Origin of the sequence: Corynebacterium renale (assembly GCF_002563965.1) — a bacterium.
Taxonomy (GTDB): domain Bacteria; phylum Actinomycetota; class Actinomycetes; order Mycobacteriales; family Mycobacteriaceae; genus Corynebacterium; species Corynebacterium renale.
Window position 1 is genome coordinate 2,207,816 of sequence record NZ_PDJF01000001.1, and the last position, 20,518, is coordinate 2,228,333.

Here is a 20,518-nt window from a genome sequence, read left to right on the forward strand (position 1 = left end):
AAAAAGAGACGTGGTTGCGTTTTCTCCCACATAGGAAAGAACGCAACCACGCGTTGAACCGTACGTTTATTAGGCTTCAGCAGCTTCGGTGAGCAATGCTCCCAATTCTCCGGCTTCCTCGTGCGTGAGTTCGATGACTAAGCGCCCGCCGCCATCCGAGGGGATACGCATAACGATCTTGCGATTTTCCTCGACAGCTTCCATCGGTCCGCTACCAGTACGTGGCTTCATCGCTGCCATGTGACCATGCTCCATTCCTGAAATTAATTCCTTGGGTTCAAGCTTTCTTAACCTATATTAGTCCTTTTTCTCAGATCATGCCCGTGGGTGTGTGCCACGGCTCACATCAAGTTGCTGAAATAGTTCCCCAATAAGAGCATCGACTTGGTCTTGCCGGTAACCGCGTGGCGCTACTTCCAACTGAACCGCCCCGATATTCCCGGCGCGCACGGCCGCCGCATTCGATTCGATGACTGCATGGTGATCATCGAGCTCTGGCAGCGCCTCACCGCGGCCAAAAATACTACCCCACGCCCAGGTCCCCACCAGGACCACAATAATTAATACACAGACCAGAACTACCCAGGACATCATGGGCTTTACAATACAGTGCCCAGCGCCGGCCGTTCGGGAAGGTCGCTGTCCCACACCCCGGCCCGCCCGAGGATTGTCTGGGCAATAGTCCTGGCCATGGGCGCAAGGTCCGCGAGGGGTTTGTTGCGGTGGCTTCGTTCGGGGAGGCGAACTTGGGTGATGGCGGCTGGTCCATGGGTGCGCGAGACGTCGATAAGCAATCCAGCTTCTACGCCATATCCTGAAACGAATGGCAGTTCCAGAGCAGCGGAGCGGCGTAGTGCGTATTCGCCGCCGAGGGGCTGGTCGATGGTAGCAAGCTCGGGGAAGTACATTCCTAACAATGGTTTTGCGGTGAGTTCGGTGACACGCCCGCCTTCGCCTGCTACTCCCCCGAGGGTGCGTGGGTAAGTTGCACGTGCCATGACGATGCCCGGTTCGGTGAAAGGGGCTGCGAGTGCGGTCACCATGCCCGGTTGTGGGGCGGTGAGATCGGCGTCCATGAAAACGACAACGTCACCGGTGGCGGCTGCGACTCCGCGCCAGAGGGATTCCCCTTTTCCTGGCTGAGTGGGGATTGCGGGCAAGATGTCGCGCCAGTTGAGGACGCTCGCCCCTGCTTCTTGTGCTTCAGCTGCGGTGCGATCGGTGGAATCGGCGTCGATGACGAGTATTTCGTGAGGAGAGTCGGCCCAGGCTGCTTTCACGACGTGTGCGACGGTTGCTTCCTCGTTGAGCGCGGGGATGATGACAGAAATTTTCACCTAGACGAGACCTCGCTGTGGTGCTAGAGGTGCGAGCTCACCCTGGATGGCGGCTGTCATTTTGAGGACGTCTGCGGTGTGTTCGACCTCGTGGACGCGAAACGCCGCAACCCCGCGCGCCGCGCACCACGCGGTGGCTGCCAACGTGCCGTTGACGCGCTTTTCCAGGGGCTGGTTCAACGTTTCGCCCACGAAGTCCTTGTTCGACAATGCCATGAGGACCGGCCAACCGGTTGCTACGAGCTCGTCGACGCGGCGCAGCAGCTCGATGGAATGAAAGGTGTTCTTGCCGAAGTCGTGGGTGGGGTCGATAAACACCAGGTCTTCCGGGACTCCGCAGGTGACAGCGCGTTCGGCCAAGGCAGTGGTTTCGGTGATGACGTCTGCTACGACGTCGTCGTAATGCACTCGGTGCGGCCGAGTGCGCGGTATAGCACCTCCCGTGTGCGAGCAGACGTACCCCACGTGGTGTGTGCCGGCGACCTCGACGAGTTCGGGGTCGGCACCCGCCCACGTGTCGTTAATGAGCCCAGCTCCTGCAGCGATTGCATGCTCCGCGACGGCGGCTCGCCACGTGTCCACGGAGACGGTGACCTCCGGGTAGCGTTCGTGCACTGCCTTAATGAGTGGCACTACACGCTCGATTTCCATTTCGAGCGTGACTTCTTCGCCGGGGCCGGCTTTGACGCCGCCGACGTCGATAATGCTTGCTCCTGCGGCGACGATTGCATCCACCCGCGCGAGTGCGGCGTCGTCGGTGAAAGTAGCGCCTTTGTCATAGAAGGAATCCGGCGTCCTATTGACGATCCCCATGATTGCTGGGACCTGCGCGCGCCAGTCGGTCCAATGCTCGGTGTATCCCATTAGCGCTGGACCTCAGCATCGCCTTCCTGGGCATGCTTATCGACGACATACTGCACCGCTTCCTCCACTGAATCAGTGAGCAAGAAGAGTTCCACATCGCGCGCTGCAATCATGCCTTCTGCGACCAAGATATCGTGCATCCAGTCCACCAATGGGCCCCAGAACTTCGTTCCTAAGAGAACAATCGGATGGTCGGTGACCTTGCCGGTCTGAACCATGCACAGGGTTTCAAAGAGTTCGTCGAGCGTGCCCATTCCGCCGGGCAGGCAGATGAAGGCCTGGGAGTACTTCAAAAACATGGTCTTGCGGACAAAGAAGTACCGGAAGTTGACGCCAAGATCTACCCAGTCGTTGATGCGTTGCTCGTGCGGGAGTTCAATGCCTAGCCCTACGGAAAGTCCGTCTGCTTGGGACGCACCCCGGTTAGGCGCTTCCATCAGGCCTGGGCCTCCGCCAGTAATTACTGCATAACCGGCTTCAGCGAGACGGCGCCCCAGTTCTAGTCCCCATTCGTAATACGGGTTGCCCTCACGGATTCGAGCGGAACCGAAAACGCTGACGGCCTTAGGAAGATCAGCGAGCGCGTCGAAACCTGCGACGAATTCGCTTTGGATGCGCAAGATGCGCCATGGGTCGGCATGGATCCAATCGTGATCCGCTGGCATTTCTAGGAGGCGCTGGTCGTAGGTGGAGGTTTGCCCGCCGCTATCGCGCAACAGGACGGGACCGCGTAAGAATCGGCGCTCAGTATCTTCGCCTGCCGTAGTATCCGGCGTTGCTGCAGAATCGTTCCTCACCTGTTTGTCCATGCACTAAAACCTACCCACCTGCCCATAATTTTGCTCAGTTGGCCTTCCCTTTGGGATATGCACCACACCCGCGTACTAGAGTGTGCAACTATGCAACCACGCCGCGCCTCATCATTAAATCCAGGCATCGACCACAGCCTGGATAAACAAAACAGCACGCCAGGAACCGATTCACCGGCTGCAGGCCTAGGCCACGGACTGCGCACCCGACACCTCACCATGATGGGGTTGGGCTCCGCTATTGGCGCCGGGCTCTTTTTGGGCACTGGCGTCGGTATCCGTGCCGCCGGCCCAGCGGTGATTCTGGCCTACCTTATTACAGGCATCATCACCGTATTGATCATGCGGATGCTGGGCGAAATGGTCGCCGCTCGCCCGTCGTCTGGTTCCTTCTCTCAGTACGCGCACTCGGCCTTTGGCCCGTGGGCTGGATTCTCTGTGGGCTGGCTGTACTGGTTCATGATGGTCATGATCATGGGTGCTGAGATGACCGGTGCCGCCGCCATGATGGGCGCATGGTTCGGGGTTGCCCCCTGGGTCCCTGCGCTAATCTGCGTATCGGTTTTGGCGTTGGTCAACCTGATTTCTGTGCGCGGTTTCGGTGAGTTCGAATTTTGGTTCGCCTTCGTCAAAGTCGCCGTCATTATCGGCTTCCTTATTATTGGTATTCTCCTTATATTTGGGCTTCTTCCAGGCCATGAGTTCGTGGGCACTACGTTCTTCCTCAGCGAGGGGTTCATGCCCAATGGCATTTCCGGCGTTGCGGCAGGCCTGCTAGCAGTCGCGTTTGCTTTCGGCGGCATCGAATTGGTCACCATCGCAGCTGCCGAGTCGGAGGATCCCGAGCGTTCCATCCACACCGCGGTTAATTCCATCATCTGGCGCATCGGCGTGTTTTACATCGGATCCGTCCTGGTCATCACGTTCCTTCTGCCCTACGCAGAGATCCAGGGCGCTAATTCCGCCGCCGAATCTCCCTTCACAATGGTCCTAGAAAAAGCAGGCATCCCGGGTGTTACCGGCATCATGGAAGTGGTCATCGTGATGGCCCTGCTGTCCGCTTTCAACGCCCAGCTCTACGGCTGCTCCCGCCTCCTGTTCTCCCTGTCCGAGCAGCGCAACGCTCCCCGCTTCTTCCTGAAGACGAACCACCGTGGGGTCCCGACCCGCAGCGTCTGGTTGGCGGTCATCATGGCATTCCTGTCCGTCGGCTTGCAGTGGCTCAACCCATCAGGTCTTTTGGACTTTCTGCTCAACGCGGTCGGTGGCTGCTTGGTCGTCATCTGGATCAGCATCATCGCTTCCTATCTGAAACTGCACCCGCAGCTCGAAGCCAACGGCGAAATCACCCACGTGCGCATGTGGGGTTGGCCGTGGTTGGCGTGGGCTACTCTGCTCGGCGTTCTAGGAATCGTGGCATTGATGCTTGCCGACGACGCCGCCCGCGCCCAAGTCGTCGCAGTCGTGGTTATCTGCGCCATCATTCTCGTACTCGCGGGGGTAACCTCTTTTACCCAGAGGAAACGCTTAGAATAAATTAAATGCCCATATTGCGAAATCGCAATCTCACTATGTACTACGCCGTGCACGGCACCGAGGAATAGGTGACGTGCACGGCACCCGTGAAGGGACGACCATGACAACACCAAGCACCGAACGCTTGAGCAGTGGACTGAAAACCCGCCACCTGACCATGATGGGCCTGGGCTCCGCTATTGGCGCCGGCCTGTTCCTCGGCACAGGCGTCGGTATCCGCGCCGCGGGCCCCGCGGTCCTCATCGCGTATGTCATCGCCGGAGTGGTGGTGATGGCCATCATGCAGATGCTCGGCGAAATGAGCGCATCACGCCCTGCATCTGGCGCATTCTCTACCTACGCCCGCATGGCTTTTGGGCACTGGGCGGGCTTTTCCATGGGTTGGCTCTATTGGTTCATGCTCATCATGGTTCTGGGCGCAGAAATGACTGGCGCAGCAGCCATCATGGGCGCGTGGTTCGGGGTTGATCCCTGGATCCCCGCCCTGGTGTGCGTTGTTTTCTTCGCTGTCGTGAACCTGCTGCGGGTCAGCGGCTTCGGCGAATTCGAGTTCTGGTTCTCCTTCATCAAGGTGGCCGTGATCATTGGCTTCCTTATCATCGGCGTCCTGCTCATCTTCGGCCTGCTGCCTGGCCACCCATTCGTCGGCACCCAGCACTTTCTCGACGAAGGCTTCATGCCGAACGGATGGCCGGGAATGGCTGCTGGCCTGTTGGCCGTTGCTTTCGCGTTCGGTGGCATTGAAATCGTGACAATTGCTGCGGCCGAATCGGAGGATCCAGAGCGTTCCATCCGTGTTGCAGTTCGTTCGGTGATTTGGCGCATCGGCATCTTCTACATTGGTTCTGTGCTCGTCATGACGTTCCTTCTCCCCTACTCAGAGATTGACGGCGCCGACACCGCAGCTGAATCGCCATTCACCCAAGTCCTTGCCATGGCGAACCTCCCCGGAGTGGTTGGCTTCATGGAGGCCGTCATCGTGCTTTCGCTGCTTTCTGCGTTCAACGCACAGATTTACGCTTCATCACGCCTGTGCTATTCGCTAGCACTCAAATCGGATGCGCCCAAGGCGTTCCGCAAGATCACAAAAGACAACGTCCCGTTCAATGCCGTTTTACTGTCCATGGTCATGGCGTTCGTCTCCGTGGGGTTGCAGTGGTGGAATCCGCCAGGACTCCTGGACTTCCTGCTGAATTCGGTAGGCGGCATCATGATCGTTGTCTGGCTCATGATTGCGTCCAGCTACCTCAAACTGCACCCCGAGCTCATCGCATCGGGTGAACTCAGCGAAGTGCGCGTTAAAGGCTACCCCTGGGTGCCGTGGGCCTCTATCGTGGCGTTGCTGGCACTCGTGGTTCTCATGTTCTTCGACGATTCCGCACGAGCCCAGATTCTCTCCGTTGCCGTCCTATGCGTTGTCTTGTTCGTCCTATCTGTTATCGTCAAGGCTTTTAATGCACGGAAGTCACCTGAGCAGAAAGTAAGCAAGTAAATGTCATCCCCTTCTTCCACTTCTGCCGGCACAGCCCCGGAGACTGAATTAGGCAACGGGCTGAAAACCCGGCATCTGACCATGATGGGCCTAGGCTCCGCCATCGGTGCCGGCCTCTTCCTCGGCACCGGGGTGGGAATCCGTGCTGCAGGGCCCGCTGTTTTGCTCGCATACATCATCGCTGGCGTCGTTGTCATGGTCGTCATGCAGATGCTGGGCGAAATGGGTGCCGCGCGCCCATCGTCGGGTTCGTTTGCGTCGTTTGCGCGCATGGCCTTCGGCCCCACAGCGGGCATGGTCATCGGTTGGCTGTTCTGGTTCATGCTCATCATGGTCATGGGCGCAGAAATGACGGGAGCGTCCGCAATCGTGGGCGCCTGGTTCGGGGTCGATCCCTGGATACCGGCCGTCATCTTCGTGGTGTTCTTCGCCGTAGTGAACTTCGCGCAGGTACGGGGTTTCGGCGAATTTGAGTTCTGGTTCTCCTTCATTAAGGTGGCCGTGATTATCGGATTCCTGCTTATCGGCGTGTTGCTGATCTTCGGGCTTCTTCCGGGCCACGAGTACGTGGGCACCACAAACTTCCTCAGCGCCGGTTTTATGCCTAACGGGTGGGCTGGGGTTGCCAGTGCACTGTTGGCGGTGGCGTTCGCTTTCGGTGGCATCGAAATTGTTACAATCGCCGCCGCAGAGTCGGAGAATCCGCAGAAATCGATTCGCACCGCAACACGTTCGGTAATCTGGCGCATCGGTGCTTTCTACATCGGTTCCGTCCTCGTCATGACGTTCCTCCTGCCCTACTCCGCCATCAGCGGTGCAGACACCGCAGCCGAATCGCCCTTCACCCAGGTCCTCGAAATGGCGAATATCCCCGGTGTCGTGGGCATTATGGAAACCGTCATCGTGGTCTCACTGCTCTCGGCGTTCAATGCGCAGGTGTACGCGTCTTCGCGCATGTGCCACTCATTGGCTGTCGACGGCGACGCTCCCCGCTTCTTCCGCAAGGTCAACAAAGATCACGTGCCCACCAACGCAGTCATGCTCTCTATGATCATGGCATTCGCCTCCGTGGGGCTGCAGTGGTGGAACCCTCCGGGGCTACTGGACTTCCTGCTTAATGCTGTTGGCGGCGTTCTGATCGTGCTGTGGCTCGTTGTTGCCGCCAGTTACCTCAAACTCCACCCGGAGATGGTGGCACGCGGTGAGCTCGGGTCCGTCAAGATGGGTGGTTACCCGTGGCTGCCCATCGGCGCGATCATCGCTCTGCTGGGCTTCGTCGGATTGATGGCAACCGAGTCAGATACTCGAAATCAGCTCATCGCGGTGGCGCTCATGACCATCTTGTTGACCGTGATCGCAGCGATCCGCAACCAGTTCCGCAAAAAAGAGACCGCGTAGCGCGTCGCCACTGCGCAATCAGGCCGTCCCCGTTTTCCACGGGGACGGCCTGATTTTCTTTTTCGCGTGGCGCGGGAGGTAGCCGTCGAGAAGCTTAGTGCTGCACCGGCGGCTGCTCATCGACGATCGTCGCAGTGTCCACGTTGCGTGCAGCCGGTGAGCGGAAGGTCCACAGTTTATTGATGATAAAGTTCACCGGCATCGCCACCACGATCGAAATGGCGGTCGCCCAGTAGAACATGGTGCGGAAACCGGTGGAGTCGTCGAAGATAACCGGCGACAGGGAAATCGGCGAATTTTGGTTCATCAGGAGCGTCATCACGATCTGGCTGACGATGAACGCGCCAACCCCGGTGAGCAGGAACGGGAAGAAGCCACGCCACCAACTGCGCGTCGTTGCATTCTTGAACGTCCACATGCGGTTGAGCTGATAATTCCACGTGTTGGCAACCAAAAATGCGATTGTCACGAACACGTGATACCAGCGCACATGGAACTGGGAGCCCAAAATATTCATGAACGCATCATGCTCGGAGACACCCCAGCCCCACTCCGCAATCTTCTTCGACAGCGCCGCGACGACCAAGTTCACGATAGTCCCCGAACCTCCAACAATCCCGAACTGGATAAATTGTCGGAGGTTTGCGGTAAAACGCGCAGAGGATGTCTTCGAATCGGCCACGGGAATCCTGTCGTCTTGGCGGCTAAGGCATTATCCCGGCCATTTTAGTCCTGAGTAGACGGCCGGCGAAATCTATGTAGCACACCAGTAAACGGATCTTTAAATTCTAGCCCGCACGCGAAAAGACGCAGCGGGATCTGAAAGTCGTCCCACGGCCGCGGCCGGCTCACCGGGTAAGTGTCATCCCCGATAATAGGCGCGCCCAGCCAGTTCAACGTGGCACGAATCTGATGAGTAAACCCCGTCTGCGGATACACGTTCACCCACGCCCCTCGCCCGCGCACAATTGTGGTACGCGTTCGCTTACCTGCCCCGACTTCCACTTGGCGCTCACCCCGAACAGTACGCAGCGGGATACTTACATCCGTAAAGGGCGCCAGCACCTCCGGGTGGTGAACCTCAGCTCGGTACCATTTCTGCACTTTCCCATGAGCGAAAAGTTGCTGGTAAGCCGCACGATCTTGGGGTTTGCGGACGCACAACACCAAGCCCGCGGTCAAGCGATCCAAGCGGTGCGCCGGCACAATCGTGTCCTGGCCAAACTCACGACGCAACCGGGTCTGCACAGTGTTGACCACAAATCGCCCATTAGAGGTCGTGGGCAAGAAATGCGGCTTATCGACGACCACAATCCGCTCATCGGCATACACAACTCGATGCTGAAACGGGATCGTGGGCTCCGGATCAAGCACCGGGTAAAACCAAGCAGGCTGCGGTTTACTCAAGCGCGTCCCGGGCGGAATCGTCTCACCGAACACGAAATCCCCGTCGCCCGATTGCCCAGCCACGTACGTGTGGTGGCTATCGACGACGCCGCGTAAGACTACGCGGCGCGGTGAAACCCCGTCCCGGGGAGGGATCGGGGCTGGTCCAACGGCCACTACCTATCCAAGGCGCGCAGCCAGCTGTGCGAAGGCCTCATCGGGGGCGCTCAAAGCTGCTCGAATGTGCTTCTCCCCCGTCGGACCGTAGAAAGTACCGGGTGCGACGAGCACGCCACGTTCAGCCAACCAGCGGACAGACTCAGCGGCTTCCTCCCCGCGCGTGGCCCAGATATACATGCCAGCTTCCGAGTGATCAATCTGGAAACCGGCGTTGGTCAGAGCTTCCATGAGAAGGACGCGCCGGTTGGCGTACGTCAATCGCTGCAAACGTTCGTGAATATCGTCTTCCAACGCCGCGACCATGGCCGACTGGATGGGGCCGGGCACGCTGAGGCCCGCGTGCTTGCGCGCTAGGGTCAAGCGGGCGATAAGGTCAGGGTCACCAGCTAACCAGCCGGCACGATAGCTTGCCATGTTCGATGTCTTCGACAAGGAGTTCACAGCAATCAAGCCGGTGAGGTCTCCATCAGTAACGCTGTCATGCAAAAGCGACACCGGCGGATTATCGTCATCCCAGCCCAAGCCCAGATAGCACTCGTCGGAAACAACGATTGCGCCACGCTCGCGGGCAGAATGCACGATGCTGCGCAACCGCTCCACGCTGAGAACCTCGCCAGTAGGGTTACACGGCGAGTTCAGGAACACCAGGTCCGCTGTTTCCGTGCGCTGCGACGTGGCACCGGCGATGCGAGCTGCGACGTCATACGTGGGGTAAGCAAGTTCTGGAATACCGATTGTCCATGCGGAATCCGCCCCCAAGAACAGTGGCATGAGGGCGATGGCTTCCTTCGTCCCCACCACGGGAAGGACCGCCTGCGCCTCGTACTCAAAGCGGCGCTGGGCAGCGGTCACGATGGCGTCGCGAAGCACATCAGTGCCCTCCGTCGACGGGTAACCCGGCGCAGCTGCAGCCTCCGCCAAAGCAAGCTGGATTCCCGGGGCAACATCGTCGACGGGGGAACCGATGGATAAATCGATGATGCCGTCGGGATGCGCCGCGGCGTGTTCCCTAGCTTTCGTCAGCGAATCCCAGGGAAAATCCGGAAGATCCAGCATTCTTAGTCCTGGTTCTGCGGTGGCAGCGCAGCAACAAATGGGTGATCAAAGTCGTATGGGCCTTCGCCAGCGGCCCCACCTGGGGAGCCGAGATCATCGAAGAAACCAACGTTTGCGTCGTAGTAGTCTGACCACTCCTCGGGCAGATCATCTTCGTAAAAGATTGCTTCTACCGGGCATGCTGGTTCGCAAGCACCACAGTCGACGCATTCATCAGGGTGAATGTACAAGCTGCGCTTGCCTTCATAAATGCAATCTACGGGGCACTCCTCAACGCATGCGCGGTCCATGACATCCACACACGGCTGAGCAATAACATACGTCATACCAGCTCAAACTCTCCTCTGAAATACTCTTAAACTATTCTCCGCCCGCGACATCTTCGGGTGCCAGGGCAGCATCCGCAAAGACACTGCCACCCAGGTCCACGCCGGGACGTCATCGGGTTCCTATTATGTCATTGACGTCGCAACAAAGGCCAGACGCCTCCGACGATGCCACAGAAAAATAATCCTACTCCGCGCGCCGAAGCCACTACCCATTGATCACCCATGGCCGGCCCAATGACCGCCATGAGCAGAAAACCCGCTGTCCACACGCCCAACGGAAGCAATACAATACCCGTACGCTTCGTCCACAGCATAGCGGTGCGGGTAAAAACATAGTTGAATCCGAGCGCGAAAAAAATAGTTACAGGTAGCGCCAGCGCCGTACCATTAGGCAGCTGGACACGTGCGCCCAAGTACATTACTTCCAAGAACATGGATAGCAAAGCCCCCACGGAGAGCCACACGAGCGCACCGACGGCTTCCCCACGGCTGAAATCGGTACGCACCCACCGCTGAGGAGTAGATTCCTCTACCACGTAAGACCGGCCATAATGTCAGAAGCGCCGACAGGAAACGCGGTACCTGCACCCAACTGCGCGTACTCAGTCCGCATCACTGGCTGAGTTATCAGGTTCGACAATGCGAACACCGCAGCGCATTCAGCGGTCGATTTCACGCCCGCATATGCGGCTTCGGGATTGGTAGCACTCACGGTGCCGTCGGCTACCCAAATCTGCGTCGGGTGCGCCCGCATCGCCTCAAGACGGGCTGCGAGGTCCTGGTCACTGAGCTCAACTTCAATATCCCAGGAATCAACAACAGCCAGTTCGCCAGTTTCAGGCATCCGCCAGCCGCGTGGCACCTCAGTAATATCTGCTAGCGCAGCAGCAGTGTGGGCGGCAGAATTCACCGACCAGACGATGCGCTGGATCCCACTTTCCTCGGCTGCGGCATGCGTAATCCGGTGGGCCTGGATGTGGTCAGGATGCCCGTAGCCCCCATCAGGGCCGTATGTCAGGACCAACTGTGGGCGGATCCGCTCGAATACCTCACGAAGAGCTGCAGTTGCCTCCTCACCGCAGTTCACAAAGGCGCGGGGATGCTCCGCTGAAGGGCTACCCACCATTCCGGAATCGCGGAAAGCGCCAGCGCGACGAAGATGTTCTCCCCGCACTCCGAGAGCCGCCAGAGAATGCTGCAGTTCAGCGATTCGGAAGCCGCCTAACTGGTCTGCTTCGTCGGCAACCAAACCAGAATACGGCGCACCAATCACCTCGCCTTGCTCACCTAAAGTACAGGTCACGACGGTGACTTCTGCGCCGCGGGACGCGAGTTGAGCCAGAATTCCGCCACCAAACAGGGCTTCATCGTCAGGGTGTGCATGCACTGCGACGACGCGCGCTCCCACGAGATCACGAGTTACCATAATTTATCGTTTCTCCTTTTTCTGGTCTGGTGCAGACTCCGCCGTGGTTGGTGTGGAGGTCAGTAAATCTGCCCGGCGCCACGTGGCGGCCGTAGAAATGCCCGCGTTCCAATCCTGCAACTTATCTGCTGGGCCTACGATTGTATCGCCTAACACCAGCAACCTGGTTTCTTCCACCACAGGCAGATGAATGAACTGGGAACGCTCAGTGTCTGCTACGGCCGTCCGGAAGTCTGCCGAGCGCTCCGGATGAGCAAACGCCTCCGCAGCTGCCGTGGTCAGGTCCTTCTCACAGTGGCCGGAGATATTCGCGCCAAACGGTTTACCATCAGTGCAGCCATACCTACTTGCTAATCCCACATCAGAGGCGCGGGCATCTTGCCAGCTCAGGACGATGTCGGCCACCGGATCACCTGCAGCGCGACGCGCAACGATCGTCGCCATATCAACAGAAACGACCTGTGCCGGGATACTGTGCGACCCCAGCTGGTCAACCACAACACGCGCGCTCGCTGATGCAACAGGATCGGCAGGATCAGCTGCGACACGCACCGCCCCTACCTGCTGCACAGCTGCCGAAAGGACACCAGCGGACTCATGCTCACGGACATGAGAAGGTACCTCGGGGATCGAAAGATCGGCTCTTCTTCCTGTCCCGAGGGCTGCAACCTGGGGGACGTCGATAAGCGCGAAAAGATCTGCCCGCTTATCTGCAGAGTTCAGCAGCGGAGAATCCACCTGCGTGATGAGATTTAATTGACGCCCAGTATTGAGGGTGCGCACCTGAGCCGACGGCATGAGCGTATAGGATTCCTTCGATGTTTCAGACGGTGCGACGTCAATGAAGCTCAGCTGGCCAGTGCGTAGTTGATCCGTACCATCCGCGGTGCGCCGAATCGCGCGGAAGTTAATGATCTCCGTCTTCGCGGGTTCCCCGCCCCAGAAACGGTCATTGCGGGCGATAGTGACGATTCCGCGGGCAGTATCAGCATCCCGAATCATGTACCGCCCCGCCGAAGCCGGGATCCCATTAGCCAGCGCGGTCGCGAAATTACCACCTTGCAGCAAGTGCGCAGGCAGTAAATTGTGGAAAAGCTGGTTCCACTGGGCAACCCGTGTGGTGAAGTCCACCTCCACGGTCTTTCCACCGCCGGAAAGCCGAACTGCACCGATGGAGGTATATCCGGCTTGGTCAATGACCCCGTCGGTGGACGAAAGCGCCCGCCACAGGTACTGGAAATCGTTACCCGACACGGGCGTGCCATCGGACCATTGTGCGGCTGGAACAATCTGGTAGCGCACAGTTTGGGCATACCCGTCGCGCGGGGCGATCTCCTCCGCGGATTCGAGCAGGTCCTTATTCAACTCCAGCTCCGGACCGCCGTTGACCGGTACGAAGGCTGAGGGCAAAACCAGCGCCGCCAGCGAGTCTACGAATGCGCACGAATCTGCGATGAGGTGCGGGTTAAAACCGTTACGTACACCGTCGACACCAGCGGAAATCTCGGTACGCACCGGGGCGGTTGTTGTGGTGGGGGTCGTCGTCACCGTCTGGGTTGCGCGTTCCGGTGTGATGTCCTCCACGGGCGGCGGACCGGGGTTAGCGGCGCACGAAGCCAGAAGCCCGCCGGTGACCAAAACCGTTAGGACACTGCTGTATCTTCTAGGTTTCTGCGCCACGGGCGGGCTCCTTCTGCACTGAAAGTTTTACTTGTTACGTGCCTTCTCCCGGGAACGTGCGCGAGCACGCTCGGTGGCATCGAGAATCAGTTTACGCACGCGCAGAACATCCGGTGCAACCTCGACGCATTCGTCCGCGCCACAGAATTCCATGGCCTCGTCCAGGCTCAGAGAGCGAGCCTTCGCCAGGGTGACGGTGGTATCGGCGGATGCTGCGCGCATGTTGGTCAGCTTCTTTTCCTTAGTGACGTTGACATCCATGTCCTCGTCACGGTTGTTCTGGCCGACGACCATGCCCTCGTACGTATCGGTGCCGGGCTCAACAAAGAAGGAACCACGGTCAGACAGGTTCTGCAGCGCGTACGCGGTGACCTGGCCAGAACGGTCAGCAACCAGGGAGCCGGATGCGCGGCCCTTGATCTCACCAGCCCATTCGCCGAGGCCGTCGGAGTACGAGTTTGCGATACCAGTGCCGTGGGTTTCGGTCATGAAAGTGGTACGGAAGGAAATCAGGCCACGTGCCGGGACGCGGTATTCCATGCGCACCCAGTCGGAACCTGGGGCGTTGCCCATGGACAACATGGTGCCCTTGCGGGCAGCCATGAGCTGAGTGATGTTGCCCTGGTATTCAGACGGGGCGTCAATAACCATGATTTCGTATGGTTCGTGCAGCTTGCCGTCGATCATCTGGGTGACAACCTGTGGCTTGCCGACGGTCAGCTCGAAGCCTTCACGGCGCATGGTCTCAATGAGAACGGACAGCGCCATCTCGCCACGACCCTGAACTTCCCATGCGTCTGGGCGTTCAGTCGGCAGGACACGCAGGGACACGTTACCGATCAATTCTTGATCCAGACGGGCCTTGACCATACGCGCGGTCAACTTATCGCCACCGCCACGGCCAGCCATCGGAGAGGTGTTCACACCGATGGTCATGGAGATTGCTGGTGGGTCAACCTGGATGCGTGGCAGGGCGACCGGGTTTTCGGCGTCTGCGAGGGTGTCGCCAATCATGATTTCATCGATACCAGAGATGGCAGCGATGTCACCTGCGATAACTTCCTGGGCAGGGACACGCTCAACGCCTTCGGTGCGCAGTAGCTCGGCGATGCGCACGTTCTTGACGTGCTGGTTGCCTTCGTCGTCGTAGTGGATCCACGCGACGGTCTGCCCCTTGCGCAGGACACCTGCGTGAACGCGAACGAGTGCGATACGGCCCAGGAAGGAGCTGGAGTCCAGGTTGGTCACGTGCGCCTGCAGTGGGCTATCGACCTCGGCGGTCGGCTCCGGCAGGACGTTGTAGATGACGTCGAACAGCGGCTGCAGGTCCTCGCTATCAGGCAGGTTGCCGTTGCCTGGGTTCTCGGTGGATGCGCGGCCTGCACGGCCGGATGCGTAGAGGACGGGCAGGTCAAGCAGCTGCTCTGCGGCTTCGGCTGCCTCTGGGTCGTCCAGGCCTGCGCCAAGCTCCAGGAGGAGGTCTTGTGCTTCTTCCACGACTTCGTCGATACGCGCGTCAGGGCGGTCGGTCTTGTTCACCAGGATGATTACGGGCATCTTGGCTTCCAGAGCCTTGGTGAGCACAAAGCGGGTCTGCGGTAGTGGACCTTCGGAGGCATCGATAAGCAGCACAACACCATCGACCATGGACAGTGCGCGCTCGACCTCGCCGCCGAAGTCAGCGTGACCGGGGGTGTCGATGACGTTAATAATGAGGTCGGAGCCGTCCTTGCCCAGACCTTTGCGGTGGATGGCGGTGTTCTTCGCCAGGATGGTGATGCCCTTTTCCTTTTCCAGGTCACCGGAGTCCATCACGCGGTCGGCCACTTCACCGTGGTCGCCGAAGACGCCGGACTGTTCCAGCATGGCGTTGACCAGGGTGGTCTTGCCATGGTCGACGTGGGCGACGATGGCAACGTTTCGAAACTCAGGATGGGACACGAGTGGGGTACTCCTCATTTGGGCAAAAAATATAGAACGCCTGAACACACTACTCTTTTTGCCCTCTGCGTGCACCTTATGGGGTAGCCGAAGTGACTTGGATGCTTCACGACGTCACCATCCCGCGCGTTACCTTCAATTCCGTAGGGTGCGCACCGGCATGTAACGAAATGGTTACGGCCGGAAGATATAAAGGTTAAGGAGTCAGATGAAGATTCGTCATGTACCGCTAGGCCGGCTTCGGTGGAGCGTACGGCCACGGTTTTCATCTTGACAGCCAAACAAAAGCGATTACTGTTAATTAAGTTAACAGTGTTAAAGCTGTTATTTATGTTGCATATGTGACGATGTGTTTGTGGAGGACGACCTGAACGTGGCACGCCAACTAGTCCAGCGCACCGCTATAGCCTGCGCCGCGGCTGCTCTGACCGCAGCCCTACCCCTGAGCGGCGGTGTCGCCCACGCACAGCCGGCAAGCTCACAGAACACAGGCAGCTCCGTAACGGCCCCCTCCACAGGCGACGTCCTCGCCGGTACCGTCAACTCGGTCCGGGCGCACAACCAGGCCGTGGGCAAGCTCCTACCCACCGATGGTTTAGGCCGCCCGAACGCGCAGGCGCTCGCCGCAGCGGAGTCTTTCGCGAACCAGCCCTGGATCCCGCACGAAGTCCGCAGCACAATTCTTGCAGCAGTGCAATTCTTCCGCACACCAGCACCGTCTGAATCACCACTGGCCCTGCCTACCGATGGCCCGGCTATTACCCAGTTCTATTGGCCGTCAATTTCTGGCCAGTGCATCGGTGGCCAGCACGCTTCCGTCGGCACGGCGATCGCGGTCCCCGGACCAGCCGAAATCCCGGCCCCGGGAGCCGCTGCAGGAGAAACAGCATTCCTCTTCACCGCGTTGGGCACAGCTCCCGCGACGGACAATCAAGGCGCCATGACCGTGCAGTGGTTTAACCTGAATACCCTGCAGCAAGGCGTGACCGCACTCCACAACAACGGCATCAACCCAGACGGCCCCGCAACGATTTCGGGCACCGCCCGCACCGGGAAAGGAACTGTCGTAGCACTTGTGCGCGGCACAGTAAACACCGAAGACGGGCCGTGCACCTACTTCCCTACCGCCACGATTGTGGATGTGAAGTAACCATGGTTGATACGCACCCCACCAAGTGTGAGACGTTCGATCTCAACGAGAAGATCAACGTGGACCCCAAGGGCTTCGAGCGCGCCGTCGATTCCTACGAGGTCACGGATTTTGGCCTGTACATGGCTCGTGGCGCCGACCACCCGGAGTTCGGCTACTTGGAATCTTGGCTCCTGCCAGCGGTAGGTTTGCGCGCAAATATCTTCCACTACCGGGAAGGCCACGAACGCCGCCAGGACTATTACTTTGATGTCGCCGACATCACGGTAGATGGTTCAGTCTGGAACACGCGTGATCTGTACGTGGACCTCATTTCCCTGACCGGGGAGCCCCTCGAGGTCGTGGATATTGACGAGCTGTCCGCCGCTACCTCAGCGGGCCTGATCACCGCGGAGGATGCTGAACGTGCCATCTACACGACGTTGCGCGCGGTCGAAGGCATCACCCGCGCTGATGATGATGCGATGAAGTGGCTTTCCCTCCAGGGCCTGGATATTTCGTGGGCGGATAACGTCACGCTGGCCCCAGCTGGCGCCTAGTGCTGAGGGGTACCCCTGAGCACTAGGTTTAGCTTTCGAGGTCTGCGACCGTAAACGTGGAGTGTGGCTCCTCCCCGCGTTCCCGCCACGAAACCTCGAGTTCATCTTTCTTGCCAAAGCGCAGCAGGTGCACAGCCACAACTTTTTCTACCGTGTGCCCATTTTCAGCGTCCGCTGCCTCCACGTGCATGAGTAGTGTCCCTTCGCTGGCAACGAGCGTGACATCGCCAAATACGCCGCGTTCTGCGAGTGCGAAGGATAGGTTTCCGCGCTCGGCTTCGGCATCCCATTCGGCGTCAATCTTGCGCGCGAAGTGCGAAACCAGCTGCTTTCCGTACCGTCCAGGACGGTCGGTTGTGACACGAGCACTAGAAAAATAAGTCATGCCTAAGCAGTGTAACAAAGAATGATAGGCGTCCTGTTTCCCGTCGTCGGAACACTAGACTTGCAGGATATGACAGTACAATCCGAACTTCCTACCCCGCTTATCGACGCCACCGACACCGCACTTCTCATTGAAGGCGGTGGGATGCGCTGCTCATACACCGCAGCAGCAGTTGATTACCTGATGGGTAACGGGGTCCAGTTCGGCTGGGTCGGCGGGATCTCCGGCGGGGCATCGCACTCGGTCTCGTACCTGTCTGGGGAGCGTGATCGGGTCCGCAACAACTTCGTTGACTTTGCCGCCGACCCTAACTTTGGTGGCGTCACGTCGCTGCTGCGTGGGAGGGGTTATTTCAACGCCGAATATATTTACGGGCGCGCTCCCGAACTGAATATTCCGCGACCTTTCGACTACCAGGCGGTGATGGACAATCCTGCCCAACTGTGCGTGACTGCGGTAGATATCCACACTGGCGCGCCCTATTACTGGACTAAAGAGGACATATCGGGCACGGCGGACCTGATGCTCAAGGTCCGCGCTTCCTCGACGCTGCCCTTTCTCATGCCTATTCCTACCGTGGACGGTAAGCAGTTTATCGACGGCGCCCTGGGTCCTTCCGGCGGAATCCCTCTCGAAGCTGCACAGGCTGCTGGCTTCACCAAGTTCTTTGTATTACTGACGCGCCCACGGGGATTTAGGAAAACTCCTTTGGAGCACACGCGTGCTTTGCGTCGAGTACTGCGCCGCTACCCTGTGGCAGCCGAGCTTTTAGAATCGCGACACGAGCGGTACAACCGGACTCTTGACACTCTCTACGAGCTCGAATCTGAGGGCAACGCCTACTTGTTTACGCCGGAAGGCCCGCTCGTCACGTCGACGGAGCGCAAGATTGAAAAGTTGCGCGCTTCTTTTGCAGCCGGCGCAGCCCAAAGTAAGGCAGAGTGGCCACGGTGGCAAGAATTCCTGTCCGCCCCAGCTCCTCCGAATGCAGGTTTTTAGAGCACCAACAAGCTGACAGCCATAATCGCCTTACCTGCGATAAGCCCGTAAATCGCAGTGTGGTGCCGGCCGGTTTCCTCGGCGGTGGGCAAAAGCTCATCTAGGGAGATAAACACCATAATCCCGGCGACAGCTGCGAAGGAAAGACCTAGGGTCACCGGCCCCATAAACGGCATCAACACGAGGAATCCGATGAGTGCACCGGCTGGCTCCGCGAGCCCGGACAGGGTAGCCCACCAGAACCCCTTAGCCCGCGAGCCGGTGGCCTCACGCATGGGAACCGCTACCGCGATGCCTTCAGGAACATTGTGAATGGCAATAGCGACGGCGACCGGTAAGGCGATCGTCGGATCTTCAAGCGCGGCGATGAAGGTGGCAAAACCCTCTGGGAAATTGTGGATTGCGATAGCCCCCGCAGTGAGCACCCCCATCTTCATCAGCCGTCGACGCCGCTTCGACATCTCAGAATCGGCTCCCACGCCGGGCTCGTGTGGGTTAATTTCTTCTGGCACCAGGCGATCGATAATGGCAATCAGCGCGATGCCGCCAAAGAACGCGGCGACCGCAGCCCAGCCACCGGTGGTCTCACCCCAGGCTAGGGTCAACTCCCCCATACCCTGCGGGAGAAGTTCGACGAATGACACGTAGATCATTACACCTGCGGACAAGCCGAGTGCCCCGGCCAGGAAACGCGGACCTGGGCTGCGCTTGGCCACGCCGATGGCGGCACCGATGCCCGTCGATAAGCCTGCTAGGGCGGTCATGGCAAAAGCAATCAACACTGCCGACGTTTCAAACCCAGCCATGACTCTCCTTCGCGAATGCAGTTAACCTCCGCTAAGAATACGGCGCCCAGCACGCTGCCGGTATGTAGGCAAACCTAAGAAGTACGGTAGCCAAACTAAAATTCATCGTTATAGTGGCGGGCATGAGTCCCACGAATACCCACCAATTTTCCATCAAAGTCCCCGGCGGCAAGCTGCTCGTGGCCAATATTGAAGATGATGGCCAGGTGATCACGTCCGCCACAATTTCCGGCGACTTCTTCCTCGAACCGGAGGAAGCCTACGACGCCATCAATAATGCGCTCCTCGGCGCACCGATCAGCGAACACACTGCAGAATTACAAAGCCGGGTCGACGCCGCACTAGCCCGCGTCGAAGGCGAGGTCTCCCTTCACGGCTTCAGCACGCGCGACGTCGCGGTAGTCACCCGGCGCGCGCTTGCCGACGCCAAGGACATCACCGACTACGAATGGGAAATCCTCCACCCCGGTAACCTGCCGACTCCGGTGAACGTTGCCCTCGACCAGTACTTGCTCGAGGAAGTGGCGGCCGGCCGACGTGGCCCCATCCTGCGGTTCTGGGAATGGGAAGACAAGGCTGTTGTGTTCGGTTCCTACCAGTCCTACCGCAATGAAATCGATCAGGAAGGCGTGGATAAGCACGGCATTACCCCGGTACGGCGCATTTCTGGCGGCGGCGCCATGTTCATGGAAGGTGGTAACTGCGTGACGTACTCGATGTACGTTCCCGAAGACGTAGTTGCTGGCCTATCCTACGAGGATTCCTACCAGTACCTGGATGCCTGGGTGCTAGCCGGTTTACATTCGCTGGGTGTGAACGCGTGGTACGTACCGATCAACGACATCACCTCCGACGGTGGCAAAATCGGCGGCGCTGCACAAAAGCGCATTCCGGGTGCGGTACTGCATCACACGACGATGAGCTACAACATTGATGCCGACAAGATGATGGAAGTTCTGCGCATCGGCAAGGTGAAGGTCGCCGACAAGGGCCTACGTTCGGCGAAGAAACGCGTGGACCCCTTGCGCCGGCAGACCGGTGTGCCCCGCGAGCAGGTCATCCAGAGGCTTTCGGACACGTTCATGTCACGCTACCCATCGCACTTGGGCGAACTCACCGAAGCGAATCTCGAGGCGGCACGCACACTTGTCGACGACAAATTCGCCACCGACGAGTGGACCCACCGCATCCCCTAATCCAGGGTT

22 protein-coding genes are annotated in these 20,518 nt (G+C 59.0%); 7 read left to right on the top strand and 15 right to left on the bottom strand.

Annotated elements, in window-relative coordinates:
* Nucleotides 1-69 precede the first annotated feature (69 nt).
* The 5 genes from ATK06_RS10315 to ATK06_RS10335 all read right to left on the bottom strand — a co-directional run bounded on the left by ATK06_RS10315 (nucleotide 70) and on the right by ATK06_RS10335 (nucleotide 3,010).
* Nucleotides 70-240: a DUF3117 domain-containing protein gene (locus ATK06_RS10315; RefSeq protein WP_083986069.1), complete on the bottom strand. Its 171-nt coding sequence runs from the start codon at nucleotides 238-240 to the stop codon at nucleotides 70-72.
* A 75-nt stretch (nucleotides 241-315) separates the two neighbouring features.
* Entirely contained in the window at nucleotides 316-594 is a 279-nt protein-coding gene (locus ATK06_RS10320; protein WP_048380489.1) for a hypothetical protein, read from the bottom strand.
* 5 nt (nucleotides 595-599) lie between these two features.
* Nucleotides 600-1,337, bottom strand: coding sequence for a glucosyl-3-phosphoglycerate synthase (locus tag ATK06_RS11340; RefSeq protein ID WP_048380487.1), 738 nt, complete (start codon nucleotides 1,335-1,337; stop codon nucleotides 600-602).
* Nucleotides 1,338-2,201, bottom strand: a complete 864-nt coding sequence (folP, locus tag ATK06_RS11345; RefSeq protein ID WP_048380485.1) for a dihydropteroate synthase — start codon at nucleotides 2,199-2,201, stop codon at nucleotides 1,338-1,340.
* A complete protein-coding gene (locus ATK06_RS10335) occupies nucleotides 2,201-3,010 on the bottom strand; it encodes an LOG family protein (RefSeq protein ID WP_083986037.1) in 810 nt (269 codons plus the stop codon). The genes folP and ATK06_RS10335 overlap by 1 nt, the downstream gene beginning before the upstream one ends.
* 219 nt (nucleotides 3,011-3,229) lie before the next feature.
* Here ATK06_RS10335 and ATK06_RS10340 point away from each other — a divergent pair, with 219 nt between their 5' ends.
* The 3 genes from ATK06_RS10340 (at nucleotide 3,230) to ATK06_RS10350 (ending at nucleotide 7,436) form a co-directional block, all read left to right on the top strand.
* Complete coding sequence (locus ATK06_RS10340) at nucleotides 3,230-4,546, top strand: amino acid permease (protein ID WP_098389445.1); 1,317 nt, start codon at nucleotides 3,230-3,232, stop codon at nucleotides 4,544-4,546.
* A 100-nt stretch (nucleotides 4,547-4,646) separates the two neighbouring features.
* The gene (locus ATK06_RS10345) at nucleotides 4,647-6,038 is read left to right on the top strand and encodes an amino acid permease (protein WP_048380677.1); all 1,392 of its coding nucleotides are present in this window, start codon (nucleotides 4,647-4,649) and stop codon (nucleotides 6,036-6,038) included.
* Nucleotides 6,039-7,436, top strand: coding sequence for an amino acid permease (locus ATK06_RS10350; protein WP_048380481.1), 1,398 nt, complete (start codon nucleotides 6,039-6,041; stop codon nucleotides 7,434-7,436).
* A gap of 94 nt (nucleotides 7,437-7,530) precedes the next feature.
* Here ATK06_RS10350 and ATK06_RS10355 read toward each other — a convergent pair whose 3' ends face one another.
* The 8 genes from ATK06_RS10355 to typA all read right to left on the bottom strand — a co-directional run bounded on the left by ATK06_RS10355 (nucleotide 7,531) and on the right by typA (nucleotide 15,434).
* Nucleotides 7,531-8,118, bottom strand: a complete 588-nt coding sequence (locus ATK06_RS10355; protein ID WP_048380479.1) for a GtrA family protein — start codon at nucleotides 8,116-8,118, stop codon at nucleotides 7,531-7,533.
* Between the two features lie 44 nt (nucleotides 8,119-8,162).
* On the bottom strand, nucleotides 8,163-8,999 hold the full coding sequence (locus ATK06_RS10360) for a pseudouridine synthase (RefSeq protein ID WP_231913486.1): 837 nt from the start codon (nucleotides 8,997-8,999) through the stop codon (nucleotides 8,163-8,165).
* Nucleotides 9,000-9,002: 3 nt separating this feature from the next.
* Complete coding sequence (dapC, locus tag ATK06_RS10365; RefSeq protein WP_048380477.1) at nucleotides 9,003-10,058, bottom strand: succinyldiaminopimelate transaminase; 1,056 nt, start codon at nucleotides 10,056-10,058, stop codon at nucleotides 9,003-9,005.
* 2 nt (nucleotides 10,059-10,060) lie between these two features.
* Complete coding sequence (gene fdxA / locus ATK06_RS10370; RefSeq protein ID WP_048380475.1) at nucleotides 10,061-10,384, bottom strand: ferredoxin; 324 nt, start codon at nucleotides 10,382-10,384, stop codon at nucleotides 10,061-10,063.
* Between the two features lie 131 nt (nucleotides 10,385-10,515).
* Complete coding sequence (locus tag ATK06_RS10375) at nucleotides 10,516-10,923, bottom strand: hypothetical protein (protein ID WP_231913485.1); 408 nt, start codon at nucleotides 10,921-10,923, stop codon at nucleotides 10,516-10,518.
* Nucleotides 10,917-11,813 (bottom strand): N-acetyl-1-D-myo-inositol-2-amino-2-deoxy-alpha-D-glucopyranoside deacetylase, encoded by an 897-nt coding sequence (mshB, locus tag ATK06_RS10380; RefSeq protein WP_048380471.1) that lies wholly within the window; start codon nucleotides 11,811-11,813, stop codon nucleotides 10,917-10,919. The genes ATK06_RS10375 and mshB overlap by 7 nt, the downstream gene beginning before the upstream one ends.
* Nucleotides 11,814-11,816: 3 nt before the next feature.
* Nucleotides 11,817-13,493, bottom strand: coding sequence for an ABC transporter family substrate-binding protein (locus tag ATK06_RS10385; protein WP_048380470.1), 1,677 nt, complete (start codon nucleotides 13,491-13,493; stop codon nucleotides 11,817-11,819).
* 27 nt (nucleotides 13,494-13,520) lie between these two features.
* The gene (gene typA, locus ATK06_RS10390) at nucleotides 13,521-15,434 is read right to left on the bottom strand and encodes a translational GTPase TypA (RefSeq protein WP_098389308.1); all 1,914 of its coding nucleotides are present in this window, start codon (nucleotides 15,432-15,434) and stop codon (nucleotides 13,521-13,523) included.
* Between the two features lie 355 nt (nucleotides 15,435-15,789).
* Here typA and ATK06_RS10395 point away from each other — a divergent pair, with 355 nt between their 5' ends.
* Together ATK06_RS10395 and ATK06_RS10400 are read left to right on the top strand one after the other, a co-directional pair.
* Nucleotides 15,790-16,584, top strand: a complete 795-nt coding sequence (locus tag ATK06_RS10395; protein WP_053072791.1) for an Rv1157c family protein — start codon at nucleotides 15,790-15,792, stop codon at nucleotides 16,582-16,584.
* A 2-nt stretch (nucleotides 16,585-16,586) separates the two neighbouring features.
* The gene (locus ATK06_RS10400) at nucleotides 16,587-17,123 is read left to right on the top strand and encodes a ribonuclease FAU-1 family protein (protein ID WP_048380466.1); all 537 of its coding nucleotides are present in this window, start codon (nucleotides 16,587-16,589) and stop codon (nucleotides 17,121-17,123) included.
* A 28-nt stretch (nucleotides 17,124-17,151) separates the two neighbouring features.
* Here the strand turns inward: ATK06_RS10400 and ATK06_RS10405 are convergent, their stop codons facing one another.
* The gene (locus ATK06_RS10405; RefSeq protein ID WP_048380464.1) at nucleotides 17,152-17,508 is read right to left on the bottom strand and encodes a DUF2218 domain-containing protein; all 357 of its coding nucleotides are present in this window, start codon (nucleotides 17,506-17,508) and stop codon (nucleotides 17,152-17,154) included.
* A gap of 69 nt (nucleotides 17,509-17,577) precedes the next feature.
* Between ATK06_RS10405 and ATK06_RS10410 the strand changes: the two genes are divergently transcribed.
* Nucleotides 17,578-18,507: a patatin-like phospholipase family protein gene (locus ATK06_RS10410; protein ID WP_048380673.1), complete on the top strand. Its 930-nt coding sequence runs from the start codon at nucleotides 17,578-17,580 to the stop codon at nucleotides 18,505-18,507.
* On the opposite strand, the gene zupT is transcribed toward ATK06_RS10410, so the two are convergent.
* Entirely contained in the window at nucleotides 18,504-19,313 is an 810-nt protein-coding gene (gene zupT, locus ATK06_RS10415) for a zinc transporter ZupT (RefSeq protein ID WP_098389309.1), read from the bottom strand. The two genes, ATK06_RS10410 and zupT, sit on opposite strands and share 4 nt — an antisense overlap.
* 122 nt (nucleotides 19,314-19,435) lie before the next feature.
* On the opposite strand from zupT, the gene lplB reads away from it, so the two are divergent.
* Nucleotides 19,436-20,509 (top strand): lipoate-protein ligase small subunit, encoded by a 1,074-nt coding sequence (gene lplB, locus ATK06_RS10420; protein WP_048380671.1) that lies wholly within the window; start codon nucleotides 19,436-19,438, stop codon nucleotides 20,507-20,509.
* Nucleotides 20,510-20,518: the final 9 nt, after the last annotated feature.